Genomic DNA, 15200 nt, shown 5'->3' with positions numbered 1-15200 from the left:
ATTCTGCCGAAGCAATCATTAACGGCGCATTAAGGCGCCGAAACCACCACGATATTCGCTGCACTGGCGCGTTCGCGCATCGGCAGGCCGAGACGGCGCGCGGCAAAATACAGATCGCTGCGCATGATCGCGTATTGCGGTTCGCCGCGCGCGGCGGCCGCGCGCCAGCGTGCATGGAATTCGTCTAGCGATGCGATGCCCCGCCAAGGCTCCTGCACCAGGCCGAAACTCAGTTCGTCCTCATAGGCGACCGGAATCACTGTATGGCCCATGTAGAACGTCATCGACTGCTCATAGGTTCCCACCGAGTAGACCGGCGTTTCCGCGCGCAGTTCGGCGCGTATCGCCAACGCTGCCTGCAGGCCTGCCTTGTTGCGGCCAAACGGTTCATGCGAAGCCATCGCCAGTTGCGTCAACAGCCAGCCTCCGACCGCCAGCGCCGCCACCATGCCGGTGCGCAGGCCGCGCGACTCCGCAAGCCACGCAAGCAGCCCTGCCAACAGCGCCGCCACAAAGGCGATCCACAGCAGCATGGTATCCAGGCCGGGAATGAATGGCAGGCACGCCAGCCCCACGACGCCGATGACGGCCAGCAGTACCGACGCCAATACCGCCAGTGAACGCGGCGCGCGCTCAAGATAGGCCCCGGCCAGCAGCGCCATCGCCGGGAACACAGGCAGCATGTAGCCCGGCAGCTTGGAGCTGGAATAACTGAAGAAAGCCAGTATGAAAACGGTCCACACCAGCAGCAGTTGCGCGGCCTGGAACTGGCCCGCAACCCGCTTGCGCGCCGTGGTCAACGCTTTCGGCAACAGCGGCAGCCATGGTAACGATGCCGGCAGCATCAGCACCAGAAAATAGTACCAGGGGCCTTCGCGGTGATGCGTCTTCAGGAAGAAGCGGTTCCAATGCTCGTGGATGAAGAAGAAGTGCGGCTGTTCAGGATTGCGCGCCGCCACCAGCACGAACCATGGCAGCGCAATCGCCATGAATAGCGTGAAGCCGCTGATCGGGTGCAGGCGCCGCAGGATGGCGCGGTCGCCGCTTGCCACGATGTAGATGGCCAGTACACCGGCCGGCAGCACCACGCCGATCAGCCCCTTGGCGAGCACCGACAAGGCCATAGCCGCCCAGCACACCAGCATCCAGATGCGGCGCTGCGCCGGCGTGGCGTCATCCCGCTGCGCGATCAGCAGCGCGCACAGCGCCAGCGACATGATGGCGGCCACCGGCAAATCCAGCGAATTGAATTGCGAGCCAGCCGCCCAGAACAGCATGGAACCCAGCACCAGCGCCGCATACAGGCCGGCGCGCTGGCCGAACACGCGGCGGCCGGTGTGCGCCACCATCAACACGCCGCCTATGCCGCACAGGCCATTCCACAAGCGCGCCTGCCACTCGCCCAGCCCAAACAGCGAGAACGCGGCGGCGCTCATCCAGGCGTGCAGCGGCGGCTTTTCAAAGTATTTGATGCCGTTCAGCCGCGTGGTCACCCAGTCGCCGCTGATGAACATCTCTCGCGCCATCTCGGCGTAGCGGCCCTCGTCGGGCGGGATCAGGGTGCGCACGTCGAGCACCAGCAGCGAGGCGGCGGCAAAGATGGCGGCGAGCAGGTAAAGCGCGGCCGGCGAGCGGAGAAAAACAGCCATGAAGGAAACCGGTGAGATAAAACCACGCAGTCTATTTGAGCCATCGTTAACGGTGAATTAACGATGGCGCCGGGCGGATTATTGCCGATCGTGGTACGCTGGCGGCAGGAGGTGCAAAATGATTAACGTTACATCGAACTTGCAGGCACGTCGCGCGGATATGCCTTTCGTGGATATGCAAAAAACCGCCGTCGCAGCGCAAGCGGCTGCCAGCGTGAAAGCTGTCGCCGATGAGCCGAAGATATCCACGCTGGCCAGCCGCCTGTACGCCGCAGCCACCGTGACCAGCGAGCGCAATCAGGGCCTGACCTACACGCAGCTCAACGCCAAAGTGATTGAAAATACCAGGACCATCCATTACACGCTCGACGCCGAACACAAAGCCGCCGCCGCCGGGCAGCGCCCCGTGCCAGACGACGCCGGCGCATCCGCGTCGGCCGACGCGGCCACCGCCTTCGTCAACGGCAAAGGCAGCAATCCGTTCGCCGGCCTGTCGCGCGAGCAGTTGTCCACCATCGCCAACGACGAAAGCGGCACCTTCACCGTCAATGAGCGCCGCGCCGCCGACACGCAGGCCTACAACGAAGAACAGGCCTGGCGCAGCCAGGTCGTGGCTAAAGCCATGCAGGAATATAACCAGACCGGCAAGATGACCAACTTCTTCAAGGACGTGCTGGCGCACTTCGAGTCGCTGCCGGCGCTGGAGCAGGCGCAGTACCCTGAAGACTACGCGGCGTCGCTGAAGGAAAAAATCGAGCTCGATTTCAATTACTTCAACCATGCGGCCCACGACGGCCCGCCAACGCCGGGATCACTGGCCGACCTGACCAAGCGCGCCTTGTCCGGGCCGAACCTGTTCGATCAGTTGATCGCCCTCAGCACCCGCGACAGCGAGCAGGAATAAGGATTTCGTCCGGCAGCGCATAGCCTTCCAGCGCCGCCACACTGGCCAGTTGCCCGGCCAGCACCGCATCGGCAATGCGCTGCTGGCGGCCGCAGACGTCGCACTGGAATAGATACTTGCGGTTGTGCGCCACGTCGGACCGGATCGAGTAGATCGCCTTGACGCCGCCCGACGTCACGTGACGGTCGCGCAGCACCAGCCCTTCATCCTCCATTTGCTTGAGAATGCGGTACACCGAGCCGAGGCTGACATTCTGGTCATCTTCGATCAACTGGCGAAACACCGCCTCGGCGCTGATCGGCTCCACCTGGCGCAGCAGCACCGCCGCCAGCGCCGAACGTGCCTTCGTAATGCGCAACGGCGAATTGCGTATCCATTCCTGCACCCGCTGGTGCGCTGCCGTTCCATGATGTGGTTCTTGCATTGCTGATTCTCCTCCTTACATCCGCTATGCCAAGCGAGATGAAAAAAGGGAACCGCCAACGCAAAGATATTTTCAGAAGCGGCTGGTCAGCGTCACCCGCACCGCGCGTGGCGCGCCGGGCATGATGTTGTTGTCGCTGTACGCCGAGGCGAAATAGCGGCGGTTGAGCAGATTTTCGATGCGCAGCTGCACGCGGTGGCGCTGCGCCGGCTGCCACGCCAGCGTGCCGTCCAGCCGCGCATAGCCGGGCAGCACGACGGCGTTGCTGGTCGAGGTGTACATGCTGGCGCGCGCGATAACACCGAGCGCCGCCTCGAAGCCCGGCCGCAGCGTATGCGAACTCCATAGCGACAAGGTCTGGCGCGGCGTGTGCGGCATCCGCGCGCCGGACTGCGAAGTGGCGCTCTGGGTCGCCGTCAGGCGCGAGCGTTGCCAGGCGTAGCCCAGGTTTAGCGTCCAGTCGCGGCTGACGCGCCCCGCTGCCTCCAGCTCCAGACCAGAGCCGCGCTGCCCTTCCGCCAGCACCGCGTCGCCGGCGCGCAGCGGATCGTCGACCAGTACATTGCCGCGCCGTAGCTGATACACCGCCACGCTGGCGGACAGCCGGTCGCCGTCCTCCCAGCGCGCGCCCAATTCGTGACTGCGCACCACCTCCGGCGCCAGCGACTGATTGGCCACTGTCAGCGACGTTAGCTGCTCGCCCGCGCGCAGGACGTAGGTTTTGCTCACGCTGGCGTACAGCGACAACGGCGACTCCGGCGACACGGGCCGGTAGGTCAGTCCCAGTCTCGGCGCCACCGGACGGTCACGGCTGGCCAGTTGCCGGGCGTCGCGGATGTCGCGCAACGCCACGTTCACCGCCTCCGCGCGCAGGCCGGCCAGCACTTGCCATTGCGGTGAGAGCGTCATCTGGTCTTGTAGATAGAGCGAGACGTTTTCCGCCCGGCTGGCGTTCTGGGCGTCGCCGGCCGCCGGACGAAAACCTTGCGGCAGGTGGATCGATGGCCGCGTTACCGGCACATAGGCGTACAGCGTGTCCTGCCCCAGGGTGTCGAAGTAACCGCTGGCGCGTACGTTGTCGTTGCGCACCCGCCCCAGCTCCAGTCCCGCGCTGAGGCGGTGGCGCACCGCGCCGGTGGTCGCCAGCGTCTCCAGCTCGCCCTGATACAGCAGGTTGGCGCGCCGTGTGCTGCGCTGGTAAGCCAGCAGCATGACGGTCGCGCCATCGTCCTGCACAGCGCCGGCGAACACGTTCTGATAAAACTTGTCGTAGACCGCGTAATGCAGCTGGCTGCTCATTTTGAACGATGGCGTGAACTGCCGCTCGACGCGCAGCGTGATGCCGTCGATATCGATGCTGTTGTAGCTATTGCCCGCATCGCCGAAGAAGGTCGACGGATCGGCGGCCACCGGACGCCCGCGATAGGACGGCACGCCACGGTCGCTGCTGCGCCGGTCGTGGAAATGTTCATAGTTCAGTTGCAGCCGCGTGCCGTCGCCGTCAAGCCACGCCAGCGAAGGACTGATACCGTAACGCTTGAGCCATACACCGTCGCGGTAAGATGCCGAACTTTCGTCGACCGCGTTGAGGCGCCAGGCCAGACGCGGAGTAAGCGCCGCGCCGACATCGACGCTGGCGCGGCGCTCGCGCCAGGCGCCCAGTTGCAGTTCCGCGTTGCCGATGTCGCGCCACTGCGCCTGCTTGCTGACCCGATTGATCGAGCCGCCCGAACCGCCACGCCCGAGCGCCATCGCGTTCGGACCTTTCAGCACTTCCACCGCTTCGGTATTGTAGAAATCGCGGTAGTACTGCACGTCGTCGCGCATGCCGTCGAGGTAAAAATCGGCGCTGGTGTTATAACCGCGGAAGACGGCGCTGTCACGATTGCCCTCGCCCAGCGTGGCCTGCGCACCCGGCACATAGGCCAGCAGTTCAGCCATGCTTTGCAACCCGCGTTCGCGCATCTGCGCCGATCCGACGACGCTCAGCGCCTGCGGGATATCGCGCAGCGCCGCGCCGCCCTGGACGGCGAACGAGCTGACCGTGTCGAACGGCGCCGGCGCTGGCGGGCGCGCGACCACTTCCGGCAGCACCTCAACTGGCGGCGCCGGCGCCGCGACGCGCAGCAGGTAACTGCCATCGGCCGCCCGCACCGCTTCCAGCCGGGTGCCGTTCAGCATGCGCGGCAGGTCGCGTTCCGGCCCCGACACCTCGGCCAGGCCCGGACTGCGCACATCAAGCGTCAGGCGACCATCCGCGCTCAGCAAAACGCCGCTGGCCAGCGTGTAGGCGCGCAGCACCTGGTCGAGCGAACCGGCGGGAATAACCGGAGCCGCCACCGCCAGTGACGGCAGCGCGGCCAACAGCAACAATCTTTTCATGGTCAGCGCGGCGTAACGGTGAGCCACCAGGGCAAGGTGCGCTTGATACGCACCGGCAGCGATGCCGCCAGCATGTCCAGCGCCTGGTCGGTGTCGGCCAGCGGATAGCTGCCTACCAGCCGCAGGTCGGCCAGCGCCGGATCGCAACTGATGTAACCGTACCGATAGCGCGCCAGCTCCGCGATGAAATCCGCCAGCCGCATCTGCGTGGCGATCAGCAGGCGGCGCGACCAGGCGCTGCTTTCCTCGTGCGCTGGCGCCAGCGCGCCGGCGCGGCCATCGATGATGTCCACCTGCGAGCCGGCCGGCACCACCGCGTGTTCGCCCACGGCCACCGCGCCTTCATACACGGCCAGCCGCGTGCCCTGCGCCGTCAGCCGCACCGCGAACCGGGTGCCGAGCGCCCGCAAGCGCACGCCGCGCGCCTGCACCAGCAGCGGCCGCGCCGGCAGATGGTCGTCCTGGCCGCTGTGCAGCAGGATTTCTCCGCGCCGCAGCAGCACCAGGCGGGCGGCGCCGGCATACGCCACGTCGGCTGCGCTATCGGTGTTCAGCCAGGCCTGCGTGCGATCGGGTAGCGGCAGCGGCGCGATCTCGCCCACACCGGTGCGGTAATGCGCACTGAGGGCTGCCAGGTACTCGCCCGCCTGCTCGCGGCGCAGCGCAAAGCCGGCGCCACCGCCGGCGGCGCATAACAGCAGCAAGGCCTTGAGGGCGCGACGCCGGCGTGGCGCGGCCGAAAGCGCAGCGCGCGCGGTCATGCCGGGCAAGGCGTTGAATTGGGCGTTGATTGCTTCGACCCGGCGCCAGGCTTCGCGGTGCGCGGGCGAGGCTTCCAGCCACTGCTGCCACGCCTGTCGCTGGCCGGCCGTCACATTTGGCGCGCCGAGAACGGCGAACCACTCGGCCGCCTGTTCCAGCACGCTGTACTCCAGCGCCGCCGTTTCAGCCATTGGCGATCAGCAGGCATTGCAGCATCGCCTGCGCCATGTACTTCTTTACCATGCGCTCGGATACCTGCAAGCGTGTGGCAATGGCAGCGTAAGTCAGGCCGTCGAGCTGCGACAGAAGGAAGGCTTCGCGCGCTTTCGGCGAAAGCTGGTTTAGCATGGCGTCGACCTGCATCAGCGCCTCGATCACCAGCGCACGCTCTTCCGGCGAGGCCGCCACCGCTTGATCCTGCTGCGCCAGCGCTTCCAGATAGGCGCGTTCCAGCGTCAGGCGGCGCCAGTGGTTGACCAGCAGGCCGCTGGCGATGGTGCTGAGATAGGCGCGCGGTTCGCGCAGGACGCCGAGCGCACCGGCATCCAGCACGCGAACGAAGGTATCGTGGGCGATATCGGCGGCGCCGTCGCGGCAGCCGATTTTGCGCCACAGCCAGTTGTGCAGCCAGCCATGATGGCTGCTGTACAGCGAGCCGGCGTCATGGTGAGAAGGCACAAACGTGGACACAGTTAGATCAGCAAGGAATAAGAATCATTCCCAGTATGACACAAACCGTAGCAGGCTGCCAATCCGCGGCAGCCTGCCTTTGGGATAGTTTAGTTGATCCCTACTTGATAACAGCCAGCTTCTGGCGCTTGCCGCCGTTGAAGGTATGGATCGTGATCGCGCCGTCCTGCACATCGCCGCGCGCGTCGAACGAGGTGGTGCCGGTCACGCCCTTGTGCTTGATCCTGGCCAGGAACGGCAGGTACTTGGCCGGCTCCGGCGAACCCGCCTGCTGCATCGCGTCCACCAGCGTCATCAGCGCGTCATACGAATACGCGGCGTAGGTCTGCACCTCGACGCCGAAGCGCTTCTTGTAAGCCGCGCGAAAATCGGCCATGCCTTTTTCCTGCGCCGGCTCGATACCGCCGGCTTCGGCGCAGATTACCTGGCCGTCGACCATGCCGTCGCCGGCCAGGCGCGGCACCGAGTCCGAGCACATGCCGTCGCCGCCCATGAACTTGACCGGGAAGCCCAGTTGCTTCATCTGGCGCAGCATCGGCGCGGCCACCGCGTCCATGCCGCCGAAGAAAACCATATCCGGCTTGGTCGCCTTGATGGCGGTCAGGATCGCCATCAGGTCCGTGGCCTTGTCGTTGGTGTACTGCGTGGCGACGATGGCGCTGCCGCTGGCCGCGCCGGTGCGCTTGACGGTCTTGGCGAATTCGTCGGCCAGGCCCTTGCCGTAGGCTGTGCGGTCGTCCACCACGGCGATGCGCCTGGCCTTCAGCGTCTGCATCGCATAGCGCGCCAGCGCAGGGCCGAGCTGCTCGTCGTTGGCGATGTTGCGGAAGGTGGTGTTGTAGCGCTGGCGCGTGTACTGCGGCGAGGTGGCCGACGGCGTAATCTGCGGAATGCCGGCGTCATAATAGATGCGCGACGCCGGGATCGTGGTGCCCGAGGTCTGGTGGCCGATCACGCCCAGCACCTTGGCGTCCGCCAGCTTCTGCGCGGCGGTGGTGGCCTGTTTCGGATCGCCCGCATCGTCTTCGGCTTGCAGCACGATCTTGTACTTTTTGCCGCCGATGACCACGCCCTTGGCGTTCAGCTCATCAACCGCCATGCGCGCGCCGTTTTCATTGTCCTTGCCCAGGTGGGCGATGGCGCTGGAAGTGGCGGCCACGTGGCCGATCTTGATGATGTCCTGCGCCTGCGCGGCGCCGGCGGCGGCCGTGCCGATGGCGGCCAGCGCCAGGGCGCGACGGGCCGATTTTGCTATTAACTGCATGAATTCCTCGTTGAAGCCGAATTAAATAAGGGCGCTAGCATACCAGAGCTTTGCGCACGATTGCCAATTCGCGTTTGCGCCGGCAGCCGATTAAAGTAGAATAAATATTTCCCAGAGTGAATCAAATATGGACATTTCGCGCCGCATTGCCCGTTCCAGACCTTTGGCCACCACCGCCATGCACGGCAGGGTGGACGCCATGAAAGCACGCGGCGAGGACGTGATCGACTTCTCCATCGCCATCTCGCACTTCCCGGCGCCGGAGGGCGTGCTGGCCGCCGTGCGGCAAGGCTTGCAGCAGCCCGCCCTGCCCTACACCGCGGTCGGCGGCGATGCGCACATCCGCGCGCGCCTGGCCGCCAAGGTCGTCAACGAGAACCGCATCCCCGCCACGGCCGACGAGATCCTGATCACCAACGGCTGCAAGCAGGCCTTGTATGAGGCGCTGTATGTGATGGCCGATCCCGGCGACGCCGTCATCATCTTCAAGCCGCACTGGCCGGCCTACGTGGCCACCTGCCAGTTGCTGGAACTGCGGCCGGTGCTGGTGGACCTGCCGGACGAGATCACCGACGCGGTGCTGGACGCGCTACCGCCGGCGCGCATCCTCATCATCAACAACCCGCACAACCCGACCGGCGCGGTGCTCGGCGGGGAGGAGCTGGAGCGCATCGCCGCCTGGCTGAAACGTCGCGGCGCCCACGCCATCGTCGACGAAAGCTATGAGAAGCTGATCTTCGACGGCGCGCATCACAGCCCGGCGGCGCGGCCGGACTGGCGCGAAGCCGGCATCGTCACCTTGTTCTCCGCCTCGCAGAGCTACGCGATGATGGGCTGGCGCGCCGGCTTTGCGGTGGCGCCGGCGCACATCGTCAGCGCCATGGAGACGCTGCAAGGCCCGATCACGGCCGCCGCGCCGATGCTGATGCAGCTGGCGATGGCGGCAGCGTTCGAGTCCGGCGAGCCGGCGGCGATGCTGGCCGACTACCGCCAGCGGCGCGACCTGGTGCTCGACATCGCCCACGGCCTGCCGTGGCTGACCATGCGCTGCCCTGCTTCCGGCCCCTACCTGTGGGCCGACATCTCGCGCCTGACCATGGACACCGTGGCCTTCAGCGAAAGGCTGCTGAGCGAATGCGCGGTGGCCGTCATGCCGGGCGACGCGCTCGGCGCGCCGGGCTACATCCGCATCGGCTACATCTCGGACGATGTGGCCACCTTGCGCCGTGGCGTCCGCGCCATCGTCGCCTTCGGCAACGCGCTGTACCACGCCAACTGAGCGCGCCGTGGCCTTCCTGCTTCAGCTGAATAGCCTGCGCAGCCGCCTGATATTGCTGGTGATGCTGGCGATCGCGCCGATCGCAGTCATGACGATGGTGAACGGCGCCCGCGAGCGCGCGCACGCGGTGGAGGTGGCCGAAGACAACCTGCAGCGCCTGACCAATCTGGCCGCCGCCAACGAGGCGCAATCGATCGCCGGCGCGCGCCAGATCCTGCGCGACCTGGCCAGCATTCCCGACCTGATGGGCGACCAGGCTGAGTGCAGCCGGCTGCTGGCCAACATCCAGCGGCAGAATCCGGACTACGTGAATTTCGGCCTGATCCAGCTGAACGGCGACGTCACCTGTAGCGCGGTGCCGTCGCCGAAGCCGGTCAACCTGGCCGACCGCACCCATTTCCGCCGCGCCGTGCACCTGAAGCGCTTCGTCGCCGGCGGCTATATCTTCGGCCGGGTGATTCAAAAGCACACCGTCAACCTCACCTATCCGGTGCTGGACGACGACGACCAGGTGCGCGCCGTGGTGTTCGCCGCGCTGGACCTGACGCAGCTCGACCAGTTCGTCGCCGACATCAAGCTGCCACCGGGTTCGCTGCTGCTCACCGCGGACTCCGAAGGCCGCATCATCTCGCGCAAGCCCAACCCGGAGCAGTGGTTCGGCAAGCCGGTGTCGCCCGAGATGCGGCTGGCGATGGCGGCGGAGCCCGGCAAACCGGTGCTGCTGGCCGGCCCGGACGGCGTGCAGCGGCTGCACCGTTTCGCGCGCGTGGGCAGCAACGGACTGTCCGACTACACGCTCACCATCGGCATCCCGGCCGATGAAATCACCGCCAACGCGCGCCACGACCAGATGCTGGACCTGCTGGCGCTGGCCGCGACCATCGGCCTGGCGCTGCTAGCCGCATGGTTCGTCGGCGACGTGCTGGTGCTGCGCCGCGTGAAGCGGCTGGCCACCACCGCCAACAGCATCGCCTCCGGCACGCTGGAGGCGCGCAGCGGCATCCGCTACGGCAATGAAGAAATCAGCGAACTGGCGCGCGCGCTGGACGCCATGGCGCAGTCCTTGCAGGAGAAGGAACGACAGCATCTGAAAGCCGAAAAGCAGCTGCGCGAGGCGGATCGCCGCAAGGATGAATTCCTGGCCATGCTGGCGCACGAGCTGCGCAACCCGCTGGCGCCGATCAGCGCCGGCGCCCAGCTGCTGCAAAGCGGCCACGCCAGCGAGGCGGCCGTGCAGCGCACCGCCGGCATCATTGTGCGGCAGGTGCACCACATGACGCGGCTGGTGGACGACCTGCTGGACGTGTCGCGGGTGACGCGCGGGCTGGTGACGCTGACGCGGGTGCCGCTGGAGGTATCGCGCATCGTCGCCGACGCCGTGGAACAGGCCGACCCGCTGCTCAAGTCGCGCCAGCACCGCTTTGAAGTGGCGCTGCCGCCGGCGCCGCTGACCGTCACGGGCGACCATAAGCGGCTGGTGCAGGTGCTGGTGAACGTGCTGAATAACGCCGCCAAGTACACGCCGGCCGGCGGCGCCATCAAGCTGACCGCGCGCGCCGAGGGCAGCAACGTCAAGCTGATGGTCAGCGATAACGGCATCGGCATGTCGCCGGAATTGCGCAGCCGCGTGTTCGAGCTGTTCGCGCAGGCGGACCGCAACTCCGACCGCTCGCAGGGCGGACTGGGACTCGGCCTGGCGCTGGTGAAATCACTAGTGGAGCTGCACGGCGGCGCGGTGTCGGTGGACAGCGAGGGCGAACATAAAGGCAGCACCTTCACCATCATCCTGCCCGGCACGCACCAGCAGCCGGCGGCCAGCGCGCCCGGCCCGGTCGCGGCGCCAACGCGCAAGCTGCGCGTGCTGGTGGTCGACGACAATATCGACGCCGCGCAGACGCTGCAATTGCTGCTGGAAGCCGGCGGCCACCACGTGACGGTGGCCCATACGGCGCTGCGGGCGCTGGAACTGGCGCAGGCCAGTTCACCGCAACTGTGCCTGCTCGATATCGGCCTGCCCGATATCAGCGGCTACGAACTCGCGCGCCGTCTGCGCGCCGCGCCGCAGACCGCGCAGGCCACGCTGGTGGCGGTCACCGGCTACGGCCGGCGCGAAGACCGCGACCAGGCCAATGCGGCCGGCTTCAATCACTATTTTGTCAAACCAGTCGATGTCGACGCGCTACTGGCGCTGATCGCCCGGCTCCCATAATGGAACTACATGAAACAGCTGCTACTCAGTCTCGCCATCGCCGCCGCCCTGCCGGCGCAGGCGCAGGAAAAACGCTGGCGCGCATCGCCGCCCAGCCGGCCGTGCAACAGGCGCTGGCATATATTGAAACCAACGAGCCGGCGACGCAGAGGGATATGCTGGCGATCAACGCCATTCCGGCGCCGACCTTCGCCGAAGCCGCACGCGCCCGCGATTACGAGCGGCGCCTGAAAGCCGCCGGGCTGGCCGATGTGCACATCGATGAAGCGGGCAATGTGCTGGGCTCCTACAAGGGCAGCGGCAAAGGCCCGCTGGTGGTGCTGGCGGCGCACCTCGACACCGTGTACCCGGCCGGCACCAACCTCACCGTGCGCGAAAAAGACGGCCGCCTGTACGCGCCGGGCATCGCCGACAACGGCCGCTCGCTGGCGGCGATGCTGGCCATCGCCCACGCGCTGCGCGACGCGCGCATCCAGACCGAGGGCGATGTGCTGTTTGTCGCCAATGTCGGCGAGGAAGGACGGGGCGACCTGAAAGGCGTCAAGCACCTGTTCAAGCAACGCAAGGACATCAAGGCTTTCATCGGGCTGGAACCGGGACTGGGCGTCGATGGCGATCCAGTGACCTATATGGGCGCGGGCAGCCGCCGTTTCAAAGTGACGATGCGCGGCCCCGGCGGCCATAGCTACGAAGGTTTCGGCCTGCCGTCGGCCATCCACGCGGCGGGCCGCGCCATCGCGCATATCGACGATATCCGCGTGCCGGCGCAGCCGAAGGTGACGTTCAATGTGGGCGTGGTCCAGGGTGGACAATCGGTCAACAGCATTTCGGCCGAGGCCTCGCTGTTGATCGATATCCGCTCGGCGGACGGGCCGCTGCTGGCCAGGGTCGAGCAGCAGATCAAGGACGCCATCCAGCTCGGCGTGAACGAAACCAACCAGCGCTGGAACAGCCAGGCAATCAGCGCCGACGTGGTGCTGATCGGCGACCGCCCGGCCGGCAAAATGGCGACCGATTCAATCATCGTGAGGACCGCGCTGGCGGCGGCCACGATACAAGGGCGCCCGGCCTTGCTGGACAGCGCCCATTCGACCGACGCCAACCTGCCGATGAGCCTCGGCGTTCCGGCGATTACCATGTCCGGCGGCGGCGCGTCCGGTGGCTATCACTCCGAGAAGCTGGAGTGGTGGGCGCCGAAGAACGCCCATACCGGCCCGCAGAACGTGCTGCTGGCTATTCTAGGCCTGGTCGGCGTGCGCGGGCTGGACGCCCCGCTGGCTAAATAACAGCGCGGCCCAGCAGCACCAGTGCCAGCGCGGCCGCGCTGACGCCGGCGGCGGCCCAACCCACGCACACGACGGCGCGGCCGGCGTAGCTGAGCACCAGCACCAGGCCGATCGCGGCGGCCGTCAGCATGCCGGCCCAGGCCACCCATCCCTGCGTAGCGCCCCAGACGAACAGGCAGACCAGCAGCGACACCAGCAGACCGCCGCTGCCCGACCAGCGCAGCTTGCGGCGGGTGCTGTCGCTTGGCACGTTGCCGCGTCCATGCAGCCCCTCCCAATGGCGGTCGATCGCCAGGCTCAATGCGGCAAAGCCGCCCAGGGCGCTGGTCAGCGCGGCGAGAACCGCCATGGTATTCATCAGGGCCGTCATGCCGCCACCTCTTTTTCAGTATTGATCTTGACCCGCGCCTTGGCCGGAGCCTTGGCTGTCCCCAGCCGCTTGCCGGCCCACAGCAAGGTGAGGCCGAGCGCCAGCGATACCAGGTCGAAGCCGGCCACCGGCCACAGTCCCTGCGCCACGCTGGCGAACAGGCCGGCGCCGCCGGTCAGCGGATTCAGTACCGGCACCAGTGCAAACAGCAGGCCGGCGACCGTCAGCTGCACGCGCCACATCCAGCGCGCCGGGAAGACCAGCGCCGCAACGGCAGCTATGCCCCACGCCGTGAAGAACCACTGGATTTCCATGTCCTGCCGCGCCGCCATTTCCACCGGCAGCAAACGGTTGGCCCAGAAGAACACGCTCATGGCGATCAGCAGGCCGGCGATGCCGCCGAGGTTCAAGCCGTCGACCAGGCGCAGGCCGAAGCCGATGCGGCCGTTGGCGTTGGCCTTCAGGTGTTTCGGGCGCTCCTTGACGGCCCACAGCAGCACGCCGGTGGCGACCATCGCGCAGCCGGCCAGGCCGGAAAGGAAGAACAAGCCGCGCAGCAGCGGATTGGCAAAGCGGCCGATGTGCAGCCCGACCATCACGCCGCGCGTTTCGACCGCCGCGCCGGGCTTGCCGGAAGCGGTTAGCAGGCCGCCGGTCACGCCGTCGAAGGTCAGCGTCGGCACGGTGCTATTCAAGCCGCCGCCTTCCTGGCGCTGCGAGACGGTCACCGTGGCGGCGCTGTCGCCGGCCAGGCTGACGGTGATCCGGCCGACCGGCGCGCCGTCCCAGTGCCGGCTCGCTTGCGCTATCAGCGGCGCCAGTGGCGTCAACGGCGCCGCCACGCCGGAGGCTTTAACTTCCGCCTTCGGCCCGCCGTTCAGGTCCGCGTAGAAGGCGTCGCGTTCCTGATAAACCGCGTTGAGGCCCTGCGGCAGATACATGAACATCAGCGTCACCAGGCCGGTGTAGGTAATCATCAAATGGTAAGGCAGCGCCAGGACGGCGGTGGCGTTGTGCGCGTCCAGCCACGAACGCTGGCCCTTGTTCGGACGGAAGGTGAAGAAATCCTTGAAAATGCGCTTGTGCGTGACGATGCCGGACAGGATCGCCACCAGCATGAACATGGCGCAGGCGCCGACGATCCAGCGCGCCCACAGCACCGGCATGTAGTGCATGTCGAAGTGCATGCGGTAGAAGAAATCGCCGCCACGGGTGGCGCGCGCCGCGCTCAGTTCCTGGCCGGTGACAGGGTCGATGCTGGCCGTTTCAAAGCGGCGGCGGCCGCGCGGCTTGCCTTCCTGCTTGGATGGCGGCGGCGCCCAGCTGGCGCGCACGGTCGGTTCGCGCTCGGTCGGCAAGGTGATGAACCAGCGCGGGCTTTTCGCCGCGCGCTGCTGCAGCAGGTCCTGGATCTGGGCGACGGCCACGCCCTGCTCGACCACGGCGTGCGAGGCCTGATGCAGCTCGGGCTTCATCCACATGGTGATCTCGTCGCGGAAGTAGCTGGCGGTGCCGCAGGCGAACACCATAAACAGCACCCAGCCGACCAGCAGGCCGGACCAGGTGTGCAGCCACGCCATCGATTGACGGAAACCCTCTTTCATGCGCGGCCTCCGAGGAAAATGATAGCGCTCAGCAGCAGGCCGCTGGCGATCAGGACGAGCCAGGCACGCAAGGCGGTGCCGGCGGCGAAACACCACATGACGGCGCAGGGATAAACCACCAGGCCGATCAGGGTTGCCGCGACCACGCGGTCGACATCGCGGCCGGGCAGCAAAAGCGCGCATGCGGTAACAGCCAGAGAGGAGACGGCATAGCCGCCGCCGATTGCCGCCAGCGCGCGCGAGGCGACGCCGAGGCGGTAGTTCAGGAGGATTTGCATCATAGCGGACATCATTGCGGCCAGAGCGACCAGATTGCCGGCGGGGGAAGGTCAGCCCAGATTGTAATTGATAATTATTCTCATTCTAGTTGTCTGATG

General features: G+C 66.7%; 13 protein-coding genes. 4 read left to right on the top strand and 9 right to left on the bottom strand.

The window, feature by feature from the left end:
• Window positions 1–29: 29 nt before the first annotated feature.
• Window positions 30–1649, bottom strand: a complete 1620-nt coding sequence (locus ACRQ5J_RS14475; protein WP_432377603.1) for a glycosyltransferase family 39 protein — start codon at window positions 1647–1649, stop codon at window positions 30–32.
• A gap of 169 nt (window positions 1650–1818) precedes the next feature.
• On the opposite strand from ACRQ5J_RS14475, the gene ACRQ5J_RS14470 reads away from it, so the two are divergent.
• Window positions 1819–2553, top strand: a complete 735-nt coding sequence (locus ACRQ5J_RS14470; RefSeq protein WP_432377602.1) for a hypothetical protein — start codon at window positions 1819–1821, stop codon at window positions 2551–2553.
• Here the strand turns inward: ACRQ5J_RS14470 and ACRQ5J_RS14465 are convergent.
• The 5 genes from ACRQ5J_RS14465 to ACRQ5J_RS14445 all read right to left on the bottom strand — a co-directional run bounded on the left by ACRQ5J_RS14465 (window position 2525) and on the right by ACRQ5J_RS14445 (window position 8075).
• Window positions 2525–2977: a Fur family transcriptional regulator gene (locus tag ACRQ5J_RS14465; protein ID WP_432377601.1), complete on the bottom strand. Its 453-nt coding sequence runs from the start codon at window positions 2975–2977 to the stop codon at window positions 2525–2527. The two genes, ACRQ5J_RS14470 and ACRQ5J_RS14465, sit on opposite strands and share 29 nt — an antisense overlap.
• A 72-nt stretch (window positions 2978–3049) precedes the next feature.
• Complete coding sequence (locus ACRQ5J_RS14460; RefSeq protein ID WP_432377600.1) at window positions 3050–5359, bottom strand: TonB-dependent receptor; 2310 nt, start codon at window positions 5357–5359, stop codon at window positions 3050–3052.
• Between the two features lie 2 nt (window positions 5360–5361).
• Window positions 5362–6312 (bottom strand): FecR domain-containing protein, encoded by a 951-nt coding sequence (locus ACRQ5J_RS14455; RefSeq protein WP_432377599.1) that lies wholly within the window; start codon window positions 6310–6312, stop codon window positions 5362–5364.
• Entirely contained in the window at window positions 6305–6799 is a 495-nt protein-coding gene (locus tag ACRQ5J_RS14450) for a sigma-70 family RNA polymerase sigma factor (protein WP_432377598.1), read from the bottom strand. Before ACRQ5J_RS14450 ends, ACRQ5J_RS14455 begins: the two co-directional genes overlap by 8 nt.
• 112 nt (window positions 6800–6911) lie before the next feature.
• Window positions 6912–8075, bottom strand: a complete 1164-nt coding sequence (locus tag ACRQ5J_RS14445) for a branched-chain amino acid ABC transporter substrate-binding protein (RefSeq protein WP_432377597.1) — start codon at window positions 8073–8075, stop codon at window positions 6912–6914.
• Between the two features lie 127 nt (window positions 8076–8202).
• Between ACRQ5J_RS14445 and ACRQ5J_RS14440 the strand changes: the two genes are divergently transcribed.
• Genes ACRQ5J_RS14440 through ACRQ5J_RS14430 form a run of 3 tightly spaced genes read left to right on the top strand, consistent with a single transcriptional unit; the run spans window position 8203 to window position 12849 of the window.
• The gene (locus ACRQ5J_RS14440; RefSeq protein ID WP_432377596.1) at window positions 8203–9354 is read left to right on the top strand and encodes a pyridoxal phosphate-dependent aminotransferase; all 1152 of its coding nucleotides are present in this window, start codon (window positions 8203–8205) and stop codon (window positions 9352–9354) included.
• A 7-nt stretch (window positions 9355–9361) separates the two neighbouring features.
• Window positions 9362–11563, top strand: a complete 2202-nt coding sequence (locus ACRQ5J_RS14435; RefSeq protein ID WP_432377595.1) for an ATP-binding protein — start codon at window positions 9362–9364, stop codon at window positions 11561–11563.
• Complete coding sequence (locus tag ACRQ5J_RS14430; protein WP_432377594.1) at window positions 11563–12849, top strand: M20/M25/M40 family metallo-hydrolase; 1287 nt, start codon at window positions 11563–11565, stop codon at window positions 12847–12849. The genes ACRQ5J_RS14435 and ACRQ5J_RS14430 overlap by 1 nt, the downstream gene beginning before the upstream one ends.
• Here the strand turns inward: ACRQ5J_RS14430 and ACRQ5J_RS14425 are convergent.
• From ACRQ5J_RS14425 to ACRQ5J_RS14415, 3 genes are read right to left on the bottom strand one after another with little or no spacing between them, the layout of a single operon-like run.
• The gene (locus ACRQ5J_RS14425) at window positions 12842–13219 is read right to left on the bottom strand and encodes a DUF3325 domain-containing protein (RefSeq protein WP_432377593.1); all 378 of its coding nucleotides are present in this window, start codon (window positions 13217–13219) and stop codon (window positions 12842–12844) included. The genes ACRQ5J_RS14430 and ACRQ5J_RS14425 overlap by 8 nt on opposite strands.
• The gene (locus ACRQ5J_RS14420) at window positions 13216–14823 is read right to left on the bottom strand and encodes a PepSY-associated TM helix domain-containing protein (protein ID WP_432377592.1); all 1608 of its coding nucleotides are present in this window, start codon (window positions 14821–14823) and stop codon (window positions 13216–13218) included. Before ACRQ5J_RS14420 ends, ACRQ5J_RS14425 begins: the two co-directional genes overlap by 4 nt.
• A complete protein-coding gene (locus ACRQ5J_RS14415) occupies window positions 14820–15104 on the bottom strand; it encodes an iron transporter (protein WP_432377591.1) in 285 nt (94 codons plus the stop codon). The genes ACRQ5J_RS14420 and ACRQ5J_RS14415 overlap by 4 nt, the downstream gene beginning before the upstream one ends.
• Between the last annotated feature and the right edge of the window lie 96 nt (window positions 15105–15200).

This window comes from Duganella sp. P38 (assembly GCF_050859475.1).
GTDB lineage: Bacteria > Pseudomonadota > Gammaproteobacteria > Burkholderiales > Burkholderiaceae_D > Rugamonas.
Note: the sequence above shows the minus strand (reverse complement) of the source record. Positions and strands in the feature narration are given on the sequence as shown.